This is a genomic window from Achromobacter sp. Root565 (assembly GCF_001427425.1).
GTDB classification, from domain to species: Bacteria; Pseudomonadota; Gammaproteobacteria; order Burkholderiales; family Burkholderiaceae_B; genus Achromobacter; species Achromobacter spanius_D.
Map to the genome: position 1 here is coordinate 852,147 of NZ_LMGO01000005.1, position 15,429 is coordinate 867,575.

The 15,429-nt window shown below is 66.6% G+C and carries 13 protein-coding genes; 12 read left to right on the forward strand and 1 reads right to left on the reverse strand.

All coding sequences use genetic code 11. The annotated features are described in order from the left end of the window. The first annotated feature begins 4 nt into the window (after positions 1-4). The 11 genes from ASD71_RS20560 to ASD71_RS20610 all read left to right on the forward strand — a co-directional run bounded on the left by ASD71_RS20560 (position 5) and on the right by ASD71_RS20610 (position 13,195). Positions 5-1,324, forward strand: coding sequence for an aromatic ring-hydroxylating dioxygenase subunit alpha (locus ASD71_RS20560; protein ID WP_056568907.1), 1,320 nt, complete (start codon positions 5-7; stop codon positions 1,322-1,324). Further along, positions 1,321-1,812, forward strand: a complete 492-nt coding sequence (locus tag ASD71_RS20565) for an aromatic-ring-hydroxylating dioxygenase subunit beta (protein ID WP_056568910.1) — start codon at positions 1,321-1,323, stop codon at positions 1,810-1,812. Before ASD71_RS20560 ends, ASD71_RS20565 begins: the two co-directional genes overlap by 4 nt. Before the next feature lie 9 nt (positions 1,813-1,821). Beyond that, entirely contained in the window at positions 1,822-3,462 is a 1,641-nt protein-coding gene (locus ASD71_RS20570; RefSeq protein WP_056568913.1) for an AMP-binding protein, read from the forward strand. Continuing rightward, positions 3,459-4,628 carry a thiolase family protein gene (locus tag ASD71_RS20575; RefSeq protein ID WP_056568917.1) on the forward strand — a complete coding sequence of 390 codons (1,170 nt, stop codon included), beginning with the start codon at positions 3,459-3,461 and terminating at the stop codon, positions 4,626-4,628. The genes ASD71_RS20570 and ASD71_RS20575 overlap by 4 nt, the downstream gene beginning before the upstream one ends. Then, positions 4,625-5,872 carry an SDR family NAD(P)-dependent oxidoreductase gene (locus ASD71_RS20580; protein ID WP_056568921.1) on the forward strand — a complete coding sequence of 416 codons (1,248 nt, stop codon included), beginning with the start codon at positions 4,625-4,627 and terminating at the stop codon, positions 5,870-5,872. The genes ASD71_RS20575 and ASD71_RS20580 overlap by 4 nt, the downstream gene beginning before the upstream one ends. Before the next feature lie 722 nt (positions 5,873-6,594). Then, a complete protein-coding gene (locus ASD71_RS20585) occupies positions 6,595-7,380 on the forward strand; it encodes a cyclase family protein (RefSeq protein ID WP_056568924.1) in 786 nt (261 codons plus the stop codon). Between the two features lie 37 nt (positions 7,381-7,417). After that, on the forward strand, positions 7,418-8,146 hold the full coding sequence (locus tag ASD71_RS20590; RefSeq protein ID WP_056568927.1) for an SDR family NAD(P)-dependent oxidoreductase: 729 nt from the start codon (positions 7,418-7,420) through the stop codon (positions 8,144-8,146). 166 nt (positions 8,147-8,312) lie between these two features. Further along, the gene (locus ASD71_RS20595) at positions 8,313-9,464 is read left to right on the forward strand and encodes an ABC transporter substrate-binding protein (protein ID WP_056568929.1); all 1,152 of its coding nucleotides are present in this window, start codon (positions 8,313-8,315) and stop codon (positions 9,462-9,464) included. Positions 9,465-9,627: 163 nt separating this feature from the next. Next, positions 9,628-10,668 (forward strand): branched-chain amino acid ABC transporter permease, encoded by a 1,041-nt coding sequence (locus ASD71_RS20600; protein WP_056568932.1) that lies wholly within the window; start codon positions 9,628-9,630, stop codon positions 10,666-10,668. Continuing rightward, positions 10,665-12,461 (forward strand): ATP-binding cassette domain-containing protein, encoded by a 1,797-nt coding sequence (locus tag ASD71_RS20605; RefSeq protein ID WP_056568933.1) that lies wholly within the window; start codon positions 10,665-10,667, stop codon positions 12,459-12,461. Before ASD71_RS20600 ends, ASD71_RS20605 begins: the two co-directional genes overlap by 4 nt. Then, positions 12,458-13,195, forward strand: coding sequence for an ABC transporter ATP-binding protein (locus ASD71_RS20610; RefSeq protein ID WP_056568936.1), 738 nt, complete (start codon positions 12,458-12,460; stop codon positions 13,193-13,195). Before ASD71_RS20605 ends, ASD71_RS20610 begins: the two co-directional genes overlap by 4 nt. 27 nt (positions 13,196-13,222) lie before the next feature. Here the strand turns inward: ASD71_RS20610 and ASD71_RS20615 are convergent, their stop codons facing one another. Continuing rightward, the gene (locus tag ASD71_RS20615; RefSeq protein WP_056568939.1) at positions 13,223-14,158 is read right to left on the reverse strand and encodes a glycosyltransferase family A protein; all 936 of its coding nucleotides are present in this window, start codon (positions 14,156-14,158) and stop codon (positions 13,223-13,225) included. Between the two features lie 224 nt (positions 14,159-14,382). Between ASD71_RS20615 and ASD71_RS20620 the strand changes: the two genes are divergently transcribed. Continuing rightward, positions 14,383-15,342 carry a LysR family transcriptional regulator gene (locus ASD71_RS20620; RefSeq protein ID WP_056568942.1) on the forward strand — a complete coding sequence of 320 codons (960 nt, stop codon included), beginning with the start codon at positions 14,383-14,385 and terminating at the stop codon, positions 15,340-15,342. The last annotated feature ends 87 nt before the right edge of the window (positions 15,343-15,429 follow it).

Sequence of the window (15,429 nt, forward strand, 5' to 3'; positions counted from 1 at the left end):
CATCATGGCCAAATACCGCGACAATCCCGACGCCATCCGTGCGCTGTTGCGCGACACCGAGGTGCACAAGGACCTCTTCATCGACCAGGAACTGTTCGACCTGGAAATGGAGCGCCTGTATGCCAATACCTGGGTCTTCGTCGGCCACGACAGCCAGGTTCCGAATCCCGGCGACTACGTGACGACGACTGTGGGCAACCAGCCCGTGGTGATGGTGCGCCACAGCGACAAGACGGTTCGCGTGCTGCACAACCGCTGCCCGCACAAAGGCACCATGGTGGCAGGCGAGGCCTGCGGCAACACGGGCAAGTTCTTCCGCTGCCCTTATCACGCCTGGACCTTCAAGACCGACGGCAGCCTGCTGTCGATCCCGCTGAAAAAGGGCTACGAAAACACCGGCCTGGAAAACTGCGAAGCCAGCCAGGGCATGGCTGCCGTCAAAGACGTGCGCAACCATCGCGGTTTTGTGTTCTGCCGCCTGAATCCCGAAGGCCAGTCGTTCGAGGAATTCTTCGGCGACTCGCTTTCCACGCTGGACAACATGGTGGACCGGTCGCCGGAAGGCCGCCTGGAAGTCGCCGGCGGCGTGCTGCGCTACATGCACCGCTGCAACTGGAAGATGCTGGTCGACAACCAGACCGACACCTGCCATCCGATGGTCGCGCACGAATCGTCGGCGGGCACGGCCGTCAAGGTCTGGGAACAGGCGCCGGAAGGCACGCCCAAGCCGATGGCGGTGGAGCTGTTCGCGCCGTTCATTTCGCCGTACGAGTTCTTCGAGAACATGGGCATCCGCGTCTGGGAAAACGGCCACGGGCACACGGGCGTGTCGGACTCGATCCACGCCTCGTATTCCGGCATTCCCGGTTACTGGGAGTCGATGGTCGAGGCTTACGGTGAGGATCGCGCCAAGCAGATCCTGGGCGACGTGCGCCACAACACCGTCTACTTCCCCAACATCATGGTCAAGGGTCCGATCCAGACGCTACGGATCTTCAAGCCGATTGCCGCCGACCGCACGCTGGTGGAGTCCTGGACCTTCCGCCTGGTGGGCGCGCCGGACCTGCTGCTGGAACGCACCCTCATGTACAACCGGCTCATCAATGCGCCGACGTCCGTGGTGGGCCACGACGACCTCGAAATGTACGAACGCGCACAGGACGGCCTGCATTCGCGTGCGCGGGACTGGGTAAACGTTGGACGGCTCTACGCGCCCGGCGAAGCGGACCAGAAGAACGTCGTCACCAATGGCACCAACGAATGGCAGATGCGCAACCAGTACCGCGCATGGGGCCGCTACATGACCGGACCGGAGTCGGTATGAGCGCAAGCGACCGCGAGTTGATCGATTTTGTCTACACCGAGGCGCGCCTGCTGGACGAACTGCGCTTCGAGGACTGGCTGGACCTGTACACCGAGGACGGCCACTACTGGATGCCGCTGGCGCACGGCCAGACCGACGCGAAGCTGCATGCGTCGCTGATGTACGAGGACAAGCTGCTGCTGCGCGTGCGCGTGGAACGGCTGGCGGGCCAGCGCACCTTTTCGCAGCAGCCCAAGAGCCGCTGCCATCATTTGCTGCAAGCGCCCACGGTCGAACATGACCATCCGGAGGCCGCGCCCGCCGAGGGACGTCACGTGGTGCGCACCGCCTTCCATTACGTCGAGACGCGGCAGGACGCGCAGACGCTGTATGCCGGCTGGGCCACGCATCACCTGGTGGAACAGGACGGCGCGCTGCGCATCCGCTTAAAGCGCGTGGACCTCGTCAATTGCGACGCGGCCTTCGGCAATATCCAACTGTTCATGTAGGAGCGGACCGTGACCGCCACTGTCCACCAGGCCTTTGCCGACACCGCCGCCCGCCACGGCGGCCAGCCGTTCCTGTGCATCCTGCCCGAAACGGCGAAGGCGTATGACATCGCGGCGGGTGAGCTGACCTACGCCGCGGCGGCCGATGCCATCGCCACGCTGCGCGCCGCGTATGCCAGCGCCGGCTATGGCCATGGCCACCGCGCGGGCCTGCTGCTGGAGAACCGGCCCGCCTTCTTCCTGCACTGGTTCGCGCTGAACGCGCTGGGCGTGTCGGTCGTGCCGATCAACCCGGACCTGCGCGCCGCCGAACTGGAATACCTGGCCGGTCACTCCGAGATCGCGCTGGCGGTCGCCCTGCCCGGGCGTCACGCGGACCTGCTGGCCGCCGCGCAACGCGCGGGCCGCGAGCTGCGCGTGATGGGACCGGACGACGCGCCGCCCGCCGCGCCGTTCCCCGCACCGTTGCAAGGTACGGCGCTGTCGGAACTGACCGAATGCGCGCTGCTCTACACGTCCGGCACCACCGGCCGGCCCAAGGGCTGCATTCTGCCCAACCGCTATTTCCTGCACGCGGGCGGCTGGTATGCGCGCATCGGCGGGCTCGCTGCCCTGCGGCCGGGACAGGAACGCATGCTGACGCCGCTGCCCTTGGTGCACATGAACGCCATGGCATATTCGGCGATGGCGATGGTGCTGACGGGCGGCTGCCTGATTCCGCTGGACCGCTTTCACCCCCGTTCATGGTGGGACAGCGTGCGCGAATCGCGCGCCACCGTGCTGCACTATCTGGGCGTCATGCCCGCCATCCTGATGAAGGCCGAGCCTACCCCGAAGGATCTGCAGCCGGCCATCCGCTTCGGCTTCGGCGCGGGCGTGGACCGCAAGCTGCATGCGCCGTTCGAGGCGCGCTTCGGCTTTCCGCTGCTGGAAGCCTGGGCCATGACCGAGACCGGCGCGGGCGCCGTCATCATCGCCAACCAGGAACCGCGCCACGTCGGCACGAGCAGCTTCGGCAGCGAGGAAGCCGACGTGGAGGTGCGCATCGTGACCGACGCGGGCGAACCGGCCGTCATTGGCGAACCGGGCGAGCTGCTGGTGCGCCATGCCGGGGAAGATCCGCGATATGGCTTCTTTGCCGGCTACCTGAAGGACGAGGCCGCCACCGACGAAGCCTGGGAAGGCGGCTGGTTCCACACCGGCGACATCGTGCGCCGCGAAGCCGACGGCGCGCTGCGTTTCGTGGACCGCAAGAAGAACGTGATCCGGCGCAGCGGCGAGAACATCTCGGCCGTCGAAGTGGAAAGCGTGCTGATGCAGCATCCGCTGGTCAAGGCCGTGGCGGTGGCCGCCGTGCCGGACCCGGTGCGCGGCGACGAGGTGCTGGCGTGCGTGGTGCCCGAGGCCGCGCCTTCCGATGCGGACGCGATGGCCGAGGCCGCGCGCAGCATCGTGCAATGGTCGCTGTCGCAGCTGGCGTATTACAAGGCGCCCGGCTATGTCGCGTTCGTGGACAGCCTGCCGCTCACCACCACCAACAAGATCCAGCGCGGCGAGATGAAGGCGCTGGCGCCCGGCCTGCCGGGCACGGCGCGCTGCGTGGACACGTGCCATCTGAAGAAGCGTCCGGCCGAAGGGGCCCACCAATGAGCCGCCTGGGCTACGACGGCGTCGTGGCGGCCCTGCCCGTCACGATTCCGTACGAACGCTACTCCACGCACGCCGCGCACTGGTGGCTGGGCCGCGCGCTGGGCGCGTTGATCCGGCAGTCCGGCCTGGCCAAGACCGACGTGGACGGCCTGTGCGTATCCAGCTTCACGCTGGCGCCCGACACTGCGGTCGGTCTGGTCCAGCACCTGGGCATGACACCGCGCTGGCTCGATCACATCCCGATGGGCGGGGCGAGCGGCGTGGCCGCGCTGCGCCGTGCCACGCGGGCCGTGCAGGCGGGTGACGCCAACGTCGTGGCCTGCCTGGCCGGCGACACGAATCACGTGGACTCGTTCCGCAACACGGTCAGCCAGTTCTCGCGCTTTGCGCAGGACGCCGTCTACCCGTACGGCGCGGGCGGCCCGAACGCCAGCTTCGCGCTGCTGACCACCAACTACATGCGCGAGACGGGCGCCACCCGCGAGGATTTCGGCAAGCTCTGCGTGGCCCAGCGCGACAACGCCCTGCGCTACCCGCACGCGCTGATGAAAAAGCCGCTGACGCTGGCGCAGTATCTGGATGCGCGCGTGATCACCGAGCCGATCCACCTGTTCGACTGCGTCATGCCGTGCGCCGGCGCGGACGCATTTCTGGTGATGAGCGAGGACCGCGCCCGCGCGCTGAAGCTGCCGTATGCGCGCATCCTGTCCACCATCGAGCGACACAACGCCTGGATCGATGACCCGATCCAGACCCGGGGCGGCTGGACCATGGACGTGGACGAGCTGTACGGGCTGGCCAACGCCGCGCCGGCCGACATGGATTTCCTGCAGGCCTACGACGACTATCCCGTCATCAACCTGATGCAGATGGAAGACCTGGGCTTTTGCGGCAAGGGCGCCGCGCCGCAATTCGTGCGCGACAACACCTTTACCGCGGACGGCAGCTTTCCGTTCAACACCAATGGCGGCCAGTTGTCGGTCGGCCAGGCGGGCGCGGCCGGCGGCTATTTGGGCATGGTCGAGGCCTTGCGGCAGTTGACCGGCACGGCCGGCGGCACGCAGGTCAGAGGCGCCCGGCTGGGCATGGTGAGCGGCTTCGGCATGATCAATTACGACCGCGGGCTGTGCACGGCCGCGGCCATCCTGGCAAGGAGCGACGCATGACCGAGCCGCTGGCCAAGCCGCCTCGCAAGAATCCGGTTGCGCGCACGCGCCAGCCCACGCTGCCGCCGGGCTCGCGCAGCCGCAGCGCGCTGGGACTGACCGCTGCCGCCGCCGAAGGACGCTTCGATCTGCAGACCTGCGCCGAGTGCGGCACGGTGCAATACCCGCCGCGCGAAGTCTGCGGCCATTGCCTGTCCGAACACCTGCCGTGGCGGCCCGCCGATCCGAACGGCGTGCTGCTGGTCAGCACTACGCTGCATCACAGCAACGACCTGTATTTCCGCGAACGCCTGCCCTGGCGCGTGGGCACGGTGCGGATGGACGCCGGACCGTCCGTCGTGGCGCACGTCCACCAGGACTGCGCCGACGGCGAGCGCGTGCGCCTGGCCCTGAAGCTGGACCGCAGCGGCCAGGCCGTGATGATCGCCCTGCCCGAAAGGAATACGCCAAACATGGAAGACGACAAGACACTGCGCGAGACCTCGTGCGATCCGAAATTCCGCCGCGTGCTGGTCACTGATGGCAAGTCGGCCGTCGGCCAGGCGGTGGCGCGCGCGCTGCTGGATGCGGGCAGCCCGATGATCTTTCTGGGTGACCCGCAGGCCTGGAAGCGCGACGCCGCGTTTGATGCGCTGGCGGCGGACCCGCGCGTGCAGGCTGTGACGCTGGACGTGACCGATACCGACTCCGTCGAACGCGTGGCCGCTTCGATCGGCGGCAAGGTCGAAATCCTGGTGAACACGGCGGATCTGGAACGCGAGGGTGGACTGCTGAACCGCAAGGACGTGAACACCGCGCGCGACGCGATGGACGTCAACGTGCTGGGCCTGATGCGGCTGGCGCAGAGCTTCGGCCCCGCGCTGTGCGGGCGCGCGGCAGACGGCGTGAACAGCGCGGCGGCGTGGGTCAACGTGCTGTCCATCTATGCGCAGATGAATCTGCCGGCGCGCGGCATGTGGTCCGCGTCAAAGGCTGCGGCGCTGTCGCTGGCGCAATGCCTTCGCGCCGAGATGCGCGGCGCGGGCGTGCGGGTGGTGAACGTGTTTCCCGGCCCGGTCGACCACGAATGGGAGCAGCGCACGCCGCCGCCCCGCGTGGCGCCGGCCGCCATCGCCGCCGCGATTGTGCGGGCGCTGAAGGACGGCATTGAAGACGTGTATGTGGGCGACGTCGCGCAGGAGTTTCGGGAGCGGCTGGCGGAGAACCCGAAGGGGCTGGAAAGAGAGCTGGGCTTGGGCGGGTGACCGCAGAAGAACCCGGGGTCTGACACCCTGCAGAAGAACCCGGTGTCTGACACCCTGGAGAGACAGTCGGCAACTTGGCACGGCGTCTCAGCGGGTGTCAGACACCTACGCAGCAGCAAGGATGCAGGGGGGTCTGACACCCTACAGAAGAACCCGGTGTCTGACACCCTGGAGAGACAGTCGGCAACTTGGCGCGGCGTCTCAGCGGGTGTCAGACACCTACGCAGCAGCAAGGATGCAGGGGTGTCTGACACCCTACAGAAGAACCCGGTGTCTGACACCCTGGAGAGACAGTCGGCAGCTTGGTNGTGTCAGACACCTACGCAGCAGCAAGGATGCAGGGGTGTCTGACACCCTACAGAAGAACCCGGTGTCTGACACCCTGGAGAGACAGTCGGCAGCTTGGTACGGCGTCTCAGAGGGTGTCAGACACCTACGCAGCAGCAAGGATGCAGGGGTGTCTGACACCCTACAGAAGAACCCGGTGTCTGACACCCTGGAGAGACAGTCGGCAACTTGGCACGGCGTCTCAGAGGGTGTCAGACACCTACGCAGCAGCAAGGATGCAGGGGTGTCTGACACCCTACAGAAGAACACGGTGTCTGACACCCTGGAGAGACAGTCGGCAACTTGGTACGACGTCTCAGCGGGTGTCAGACACCTACGCAGCAGCAAGGATGCAGGGGTGTCTGACACCCTGCAGGAACCAACAGGAGAGCACCGTGAGTCAACCCATTCTTGCCCAATTCATGACCGAGCTGGTGTCCGGCCGCATTCGCCTGGTGGACCTGACCGAAACCCTGACGCCGGAATTCCCGACCATCGTGCTGCCGCCCGAGTTCGGCCAAGCCTGGCCGTTCCGGATCGAGGAAATCTCCCGCTACGACGAGCGCGGTCCGGCCTGGTACTGGAACAACTTCTCGTGTTCTGAGCACACTGGCACACACTTCGACGCGCCCGCGCACTGGGTCACGGGCAAGGACCAGCCCGACAACACGGTGGACACGATTCCCATCGATGCCTTCATCGCCAGCGCCTGCGTGATCGACTGTTCGGCGGAAGCGGCGGGCAACCCGGACTTTCTCCTGACCATCGACTTCGTGAAGAAATGGGAGGAACAGCACGGCCGCATCCCCGCGCGGTCGTGGGTGCTGATGCGCACCGACTGGTCCAAGCGCGCCAAGCCCGCCGAATACCTGAACATGCAGGCCGACGGCGCGCATTCGCCGGGTCCCGATGCCGAGGTCGTGCCCTGGCTCATCAAGGAGCGTGACGTGCACGGGTTCGGCACCGAGTCGGTGGGCACGGATGCCGGACAAGCCCAGCATCTGGACCCGCCCTACCCCTGCCACTACTACATGCACGGCAACAACCGCTACGGCTTGCAGTGCCTGACCAACCTGGATCAACTGCCGGCCACCGGCGCGGTGATCTTCTCGGCGCCGCTCAAGATCCGCAGCGGCTCGGGCAGCCCGCTGCGCGTACTGGCGCTGGCGCCCACGGCCTGATCGCGGCCGGACCATACCAATAAATCAAGGGGGAACCATGACGCAAACCCATGTGGCCATCGTGACCGGCGGCAGCGCCGGCATCGGGGCGGAAATCTGCCGCAGCATGCTGAACGCGGGCTACGAGGTGATCTCGATGGCACGCCGCGCCGCGGACTTCTCGCATCCGCGCCTGCACAACGTGCAGGTCGACCTGCTGGACGCCACGGCGACCGCGCAAGCCGGCGCCGAGGCCGCCGCCCAATTTCCGATCAGCCACGTTATCCACAACGCCGGTGTGATCTGGCCGAATCTGCTGCCGCAGGTCACGCAGGAAGAGCTGCATGGCCTGACGCAGATCCACCTGGGCGCTGCCATCAGCCTGGTTCAAGCCGCCCTGCCCGGCATGCAGGAACGCAAGTTCGGCCGCATCGTGATGATGTCGTCGCGCGGCGCGCTGGGCCTGCCCACGCGCACCGCCTACTCGGCCACCAAGGCCGGCATGGTGGGCATGGCGCGCACCTGGTCGCTGGAGCTTGCGCCGTACGGCATCACGGTCAACGTCGTGGCGCCCGGCCCGATCCAGACCGACATGTTCTACGAAGTGATCGAGGCCGGCAGCGAACGCGAACGCCAGCTTGCCGAGGGCATTCCGGTCAAGCGCCTGGGCCGCTCGGACGACGTGGCGCGCGCCGTCATGTTCTTCGCGGATCCCGCCAATAGCTTCGTGACCGGCCAGACGCTGTTCGTCTGCGGCGGCGCCAGCGTCAGCTCCATCACCATCTGACCGCCCCGCGCTTCGGGTTTTGACGGATAGGTAAGCACCGGGCCCCGGGTCTACAGTGCTGATCCTTGAAGGTAAGAAATTTTAAGCAACAAGTATTCCCGCAGTTCCCGTTTGCTCCGCTTTCCAGCCGCACTCCCACTCTGCTCCCTACCCCGGAGGTTTTGCCATGCTGTCGAAGAAACTCCCCCTGGCCGCTGCCGCCGCCATCGCCGCCCTGTTCGCCCTGCCCGCTTTGGCGCAAGTCAAGGTCGGCGTGGTCACCTCGTCCACCGGCCCCACCGCGCTGGTCGGGATTCCGCAGAAGAACACGGTGCCGCTGCTGCCCAAGAAGATCGGCGACCTGACCGTGGAATACATCTCGCTGGACGACGCCAGCGATTCCACAAACTCGGTCACGGCTTTCAAGAAGCTGATCTCGGAGCAGAACGTGGACGCGCTGATCGGGCCGTCGGGCTCGCCCAACGCCATGGGCGTGATCCAGTTCGCCGCCGAGGCCGGCGTGCCGATGCTGGCGCCGGTCGGCACCGCCGCGGTGGTGCTGCCGATGAACGACCAGAAGAAGTGGGTGTTCAAGACCACGCAGAACGACGACATCATCGCGCGCGCGCTGGTGGACCACATGGCCAAGACCGGCATCAAGACGGTCGGCTTCATCGGCCTGAACGATCCCTATGGCGAGAATTGGTACAAGGTGTTCTCGGGCCTGGCCGCGGAAAAGGGCATCAAGATTGCCGCCAACGAACGCTACCTGCGCTTTGACAGCTCGGTCACCGGCCAGGCGCTGAAGATCCTGGCCGCCAAGCCCGACGCCGTGCTGGTCGCCGCCCCCGGCGCCGCCAGCGTGCTGCCGCAGACGACGCTGTTCGATCAGGGCTACAAGGGCAAGTTCTACCAGACCCACGGCGCCGCGCTGCCCGACTTCCTGAAGCTGGGCGGCAAGAAGGTTGAAGGCACGGTGTTGGCCGCCAGCCTGATGCTGGTGCTGCCGGAAATGCCGGACAGCAACCCGTCCAAGAAGGTCGCCACCGAGTACATCGCCGCCTACGAAAAGCTCAACGGCTCCAAGCCCGCCACCTTCGGCGCCAACGTCTATGACGCCGGCCTGCTGCTGGAAAAGGCCGTGCCGATCGCCGAAAAAGCCGGCAAGCCCGGCACCAAGGAGTTCCGCAGCGCCCTGCGCGACGCGCTGGAGCAAACCAAGGAGCTGGTGGGCACGCAAGGCGTCTACAACATGAGCGCCGCCGACCACAGCGGCTTTGACGAACGCGGCCGCGAACTCATCACCGTCAAAGACGGCAACTGGACGCTAGTCAAGTAAAAGGATCTCCCCCCACGCTCACATGCGCTGCGGGCGTCGCCAGAAAGCAGACTCCGCGCGTCCCATCGGGATGCCGCGGATCCGGCTCCGCCGGTCCGCAGGCATGCCCCTGGGGGAACGCGCGCAGCGCTTCGGGGGGGAAATCAGCTTATTGGAATTTCGCATGAATGCTCAGATTGCCTTGATACTCGGGCAGGACGGCATCACCAACGGCGCCATCTACGCGCTCTTGGCGTTGTCCATCCTGCTGGTCTTCACCGTCACACGCGTCCTGTTCATCCCGCAGGGTGAGTTCGTCGCCTTCGGCGCGCTCACCATGGCCGCCATGCAGGCCGGCAAGCCCATCCTGCTGGTGTGGCTGCTGCTCGCGTTCGCGCTGGCCGAGGCCGCCGCCGACCTGATGGCGCGCCGCAAACGGCCCGCCCGGCGCGGCGCCCACTGGCGCATGGCGGCCAAGGTGATCTATCCGCTGGCGCTGGCGCTGCTGCTGTACCGCCTGCCGCTCGCGCAACTGCCGATGGCGGTGCAGGCGCTGCTGACGCTACTGTTGCTGGTGCCAATGGGTCCGCAGCTCTATCGCCTGTTCTATCAGCCGATCGCATCGGCCTCGACGCTGGTGCTGCTGATCGTATCGATCGCGGTCCACCTGGCGCTGGTCGGCCTGGGCCTGCTGGCCTTCGGCGCGGAAGGCGCGCGCACCGCGCCGTTCAGCGACGCCAGCATGACGCTCGGTCCGGTCAACGTGAACAGCCAGGCGCTGTGGGTGGTGGCGGTGTCGGTGGTGCTGATCGTCGTGCTGTACCAGTTCTTTGAACGCTCGATGTACGGCAAGGCGCTGCGCGCCGCGGCGTTCAACCGCATCGGCGCGCGCCTGATGGGCATCTCGCCCGTGTTCGCGGGCAAGGCCACATTCTTCCTTGCGGCGCTGATCGGCACCGTGTCCGGCATCCTCATTGCACCGATCACCACCATGTATTTCGATTCGGGCTTCATGGTCAGCCTGAAAGGCTTTGTGGGCGCCATCATCGGCGGGCTGGTGAGCTATCCGCTGGCCGCGGCGGGCGCCGTGCTGGTCGGCTTGATCGAAGCCTTCTCGTCGTTCTGGGCCAGCGCCTACAAAGAAATCATCGTGTTCACGCTGATCATCCCCGTGCTGCTCTGGCGTTCACTCAACAGCCATCACGTCGAGGAAGAAGACGAATGACCCCGCGCCACATCCTCCTCGCCTTCCTGGCCCTGCTGGCGCTCGGCCCCCTGGTGCTGCCGCCGTTCTACGTCACGCTGCTGAACTACATCGGCCTGTATGCGCTGGTGGCGCTGGGCCTGGTGCTGCTGACCGGCGTCGGCGGGCTCACCAGTTTCGGCCAGGCCGCCTTCGTGGGCGTGGGCGCCTACACCACGGCGCTCCTTACCACCCGCGCGGACACCCTGCCATCGTGGCTTGGCTGGCTGGGCGCATCGCCCTGGCTCACGCTGCTCGCCGGCCTGGCGCTGACGCTGGCGCTGGCCTACCTGCTGGGCGCGATCACGCTGAAGTTGTCCGGCCACTTCCTGCCGCTGGGCACCATTGCCTGGGGCCTGTCGCTGTATTTCGTCTTCGGCTCGGTCGAAGGGCTGGGCGGCCACACCGGCATTCCGGACATTCCGGCCATCAGCCTGTTCGGCTGGACGCTCAACCAGGGCGGCAACATCTACTACCTGATCTGGGCTTTCCTGCTTGTCGCCGTCTGGTCCACGCAGAACCTGCTGGACTCGCGCGAAGGCCGCGCCATCCGCGCGCTCAAGGGCGGCCGCGTGATGGCCGAATCCATGGGCGTGGACACGGCGCGCTCGCGCATGGTGATCTTCGTCATCGCGGCGCTGCAGGCCTGCGCGTCGGGCTGGCTGTACGCGCACATGCAGCGCTTCGTGAACCCCAATCCGTTCGGCCTGCAGATGGGCATCGAATACCTGTTCATGACCGTCATCGGCGGCGCCGGGCAGGTGTGGGGCGCGCTCGTTGGCGCGGGCGTCTTCACGGTGCTCAAGCAATGGCTGCAAGACCTCTTGCCCAAGGTGCTGGGCCAGACCGGCAACTTTGAAGTGATCGTCTTCGGCTTCGGCATGGTGCTGCTGCTGCACCGCGCCCGCAGCGGCCTGTGGCCGGTGCTGACGCGCTGGGTGCCGGTCAAGCGCAAGCCGCGTCATGTCGACATGACGGCGGACCCGCTGCCCCGGCGCACCATGCCGCCGCGCGGCGAGGTGGTGCTGAAAGCCGTGGACGTGACGCGCAAATTTGGCGGCCTGGTGGCCAACAACGCCATGAACCTGGAGATCCGCGCGGGCGAAGTGCTGGCGCTGATCGGCCCGAATGGCGCGGGCAAGAGCACGATGTTCAACCAGATCTCGGGCGTGGACACGCCGACCTCGGGACAGGTCACGCTGCTGGGCCAGCCGGTTGCCGGCGTAGGTGCGCGCAAGATTGCGCGCCTGGGCCTGTCGCGCACGTTCCAGCACGTGCGGCTGCTGGGCCGCATGAGCGTGCTGGAAAACGTCGCGATCGGCGCGCACCTGCGCGGGCATCGCGGCGTGCTGCCGGCCGCCTGGCGGCTGGACCGGGCCGAAGAGGCGCGCCTGCTGGCCGAAGCCGCGCGCCAGGTCGAGCGCGTGGGACTGGGCAAGCATCTGCACGACGAAGCGGGCTCGCTGGCCCTTGGCCAGCAGCGCATCCTGGAGATCGCGCGCGCGCTGGCGTCCGACCCGTGCATCCTGCTGCTGGACGAACCCGCGGCCGGCCTGCGCTATCAGGAGAAATGCGAGCTGGCCGAGCTGCTCAAGCGCCTGCGCGCCGAAGGCATGGCCATCCTGCTCGTCGAACACGACATGGATTTCGTGATGGGCCTGGTGGATCGCGTGGTGGTCATGGACTTCGGCGAAAAGATCGCCGAAGGCCTGCCGGCCGAGATCCAGCAGAATCCCGCGGTGCTTGAAGCGTATCTGGGCGGAGTGGAAGAATGAGCGCGAAACTGCTGCAAGTGCGCGACCTGCGCGTGGCCTACGACAAGGTCGAGGCCGTCTCGGGCGTCAGCCTGGACGTGGGCGAAGGCCAGATCGTCACCGTCATCGGCCCCAACGGCGCGGGCAAGACCACGCTGCTGTCGGCCATCATGGGCGTGCTGCCGTCGCAGGGTGGCATCGCCTTCGGTGGCAAGGTGCAGGAACAGGCCGAGATCGAGGAGATGGTCGCGGCAGGCATGAACCTGGTGCCGGAAAAGCGCGAGCTCTTCGCGGAGATGACGGTCGAGGACAACCTAATGCTGGGCGCCTTCGACCGCTATCGCCGCGGCCTGCGCGACCAGGACCAGACGCTGGCCGAGGTCTATGACCTGTTTCCCCGCCTGCAGGAACGGCGCGCGCAATTGGCCGGCACGCTGTCGGGAGGCGAACGCCAGATGCTGGCCGTGGGCCGCGCACTGATGGCCAAGCCCCGCCTGCTGATGCTGGACGAACCCAGCCTGGGATTGGCGCCGCGCATCGTGCGCGAAGTGTTCCGCATCGTCGCGCGGCTGCGCGAGATGGGCGTGTCCATCCTGCTGATCGAACAGAACGCGCGCGCCGCGCTGCAGGTGGCCGACTACGCGTACGTGCTGGAAACCGGCACGATCACGCTGGAAGGGCCGGCGGCCGAGGTGGCGCAGGATCCGCGCGTCGTGGAGGTCTATCTGGGGCTGGGGCACGGCGCGCCTGCCTGACGCAGGCCGCCGTAACGGCCGGCTGGGTCAGGCCACGCCGCGCCGCCGGTCGCGGCGGTACAGCGCGTAACCCAGCGGGTACATGATGGCCACGAGAAACGTCGCGACCGGATGGGTCAGCCGGTAGGCCTGCACGGCCGTCGGCACGCCCGAATGCTTCAGGTGCAGGCGAAAGCGCGTATAGCGCGCCGCCGCCATCATGAATTCGCGCGGACGGTAGCGGAAGAATTCCAGGTGATGCTGCAGCATGTCCCAGGCCAGCAGATACAGGCCCTGGGCGTTGTTCGCCACCGACACCGCGCCTTGGCTCAGGCCACCCGGCGTGTCGTGATAGGTGCGCACGACGCGGTTGATGAAGCGGCTGAGATACCCGGCCCGCGCGACCGCCCACCAGACCAGGCTCTCGGGCACGAAGCCCGCCACGTCCTCGGGAAACGGATATTTGCGCAGGATGTCGGTGCGCATGCAGCCGAATTTCTCGCCCTTGATGCGGTAGCGGAAATACACGTCGACGGCGGTGCTGTCGAAAACGTCTTGCGGATAGCGGTCGCCGACGATGGTGCCGTCGGGCCGCGCACACAGCCCGGTGATGGCGAAGTACGAGTCGCGGCGCGCGGGCGGGATCGCATTCCAGGCCTCATGAAAAATGGCCAGCGCGTCGGACGGCATCTCGTCGTCGCTGTCCAGGCCCACGATCATCTGGCCGCGCGCCTCGCGCACGCCGCGATTGAAGGCGGTCTTCTTGTGCTGGTTGTTCTGCCAGACATAGCGGATCGGAAAATCCGCCAGCGACTGCCAATGCAGGATGGACTCGTGCGTGTTGTCGGTGGAACCATCGTCCACCACCACCCATTCAAAATCCCGGAAAGTCTGCTGGCAGAGCGATTCGTAGACGCGGTGCAGGGTCCCTGCCCGGTTGTAGGTCGGCGTCAGAACGGTGAAAAACATCGGTGTATCGGTCATGCCTGCTGTGCCCCTTGCGATCTTCCAGAAACCGCTGCGGTCTTGGTTCTTATGATTTCGCCTGAAGTGTAGGGGATATGCCCCGGGGAACCGATTCCACGGCTTTGGAATTTGCAATCAAATCTGACAAACGGTTCGGTAATTTTTTTGATGCCGGGCCTGGCGCCGCATGCTGGCCGCGGCGCATCGTGGCGTAAACTCGGGCGGCCCAATTCGGAACGCCTATGGAAGCCTCGCCCGTCCAGCTCAATGACATCGCCTTGTTCGTGGAGGTTGCCAAGCGCAAAAGCTTCAGCCAGGCGGCGCGCGCGCTGGATATGCCGACGTCGACGCTGTCGCGGCGGATCAACGAACTGGAGCGCGCGATCGGCCTGCGGCTCATCAACCGCAACACGCGCCGGTTGGATCTGACCGACGCGGGCGCAGCCTACATGCGCCGGTGCCAGGGCCTCATTGACGAAGCGCGGCTGGCGCACGAACAGCTGCTGTCGCTGTCGGGCGGCCCGTCGGGCAATCTGCGCGTCTCCATGCCGTACAGCCTGGCCATCTGGCTGCTGCCGGAGACCATCAGCGATTTCACCGACCGCTATCCCGAGGTGGAGTGCGAATTCGACCTGAGCATGATGACGGCCTCCGACGCGCAGGGCACGCCGTTCGACATCGTGCTGCGCTTCGGCCGCGAAGCCGACTATCCGGGCGCCGCCGCCGACAACGGCAACGGCACGCCGCATCGCGCCATCGAGGGCGCCGTGGTGCACGAGCTGGTTTCGCTGGAAACGCACCTGTACGCGTCCGACCGCTATATAGAACGCCATGGCACCCCGCAGACGCCCGCCGACCTCGCCCAGCACCAGTGCCTGCGCACGACCATCGACGAGGAACATTCGTACTGGACGCTGAATAACGGCGCGATCTCGCAACGCGTTGCCGTGCACGGTCACCTGGCCGCCAACAACATGAGCATCGCGGGCACGCTGGCCGGCCTGGACCTGGCCATCACGCGCATGCCGCATTGCCTGGCGCTGGAACCGATCATCCAGCGCAACTCGCTGCGCCGCGTGCTGCCGGGCTGGTCGGTCGATCCGATCTCGATCTACGTCGTGTACCCGTCCAGCATCCAGCCGGCCAAGACCCGCGCGTTCATGGATTTCATCCGGCCCAAGCTCGGTCCCCCGCCGGCCTGACGCTGACGAAAAAAAACCGCAGGGCTCGCGCCTTGCGGTTTTTTATCGATCAGGCCAGGCGTGTCCGAAGACCCTGCCGGCCGCACA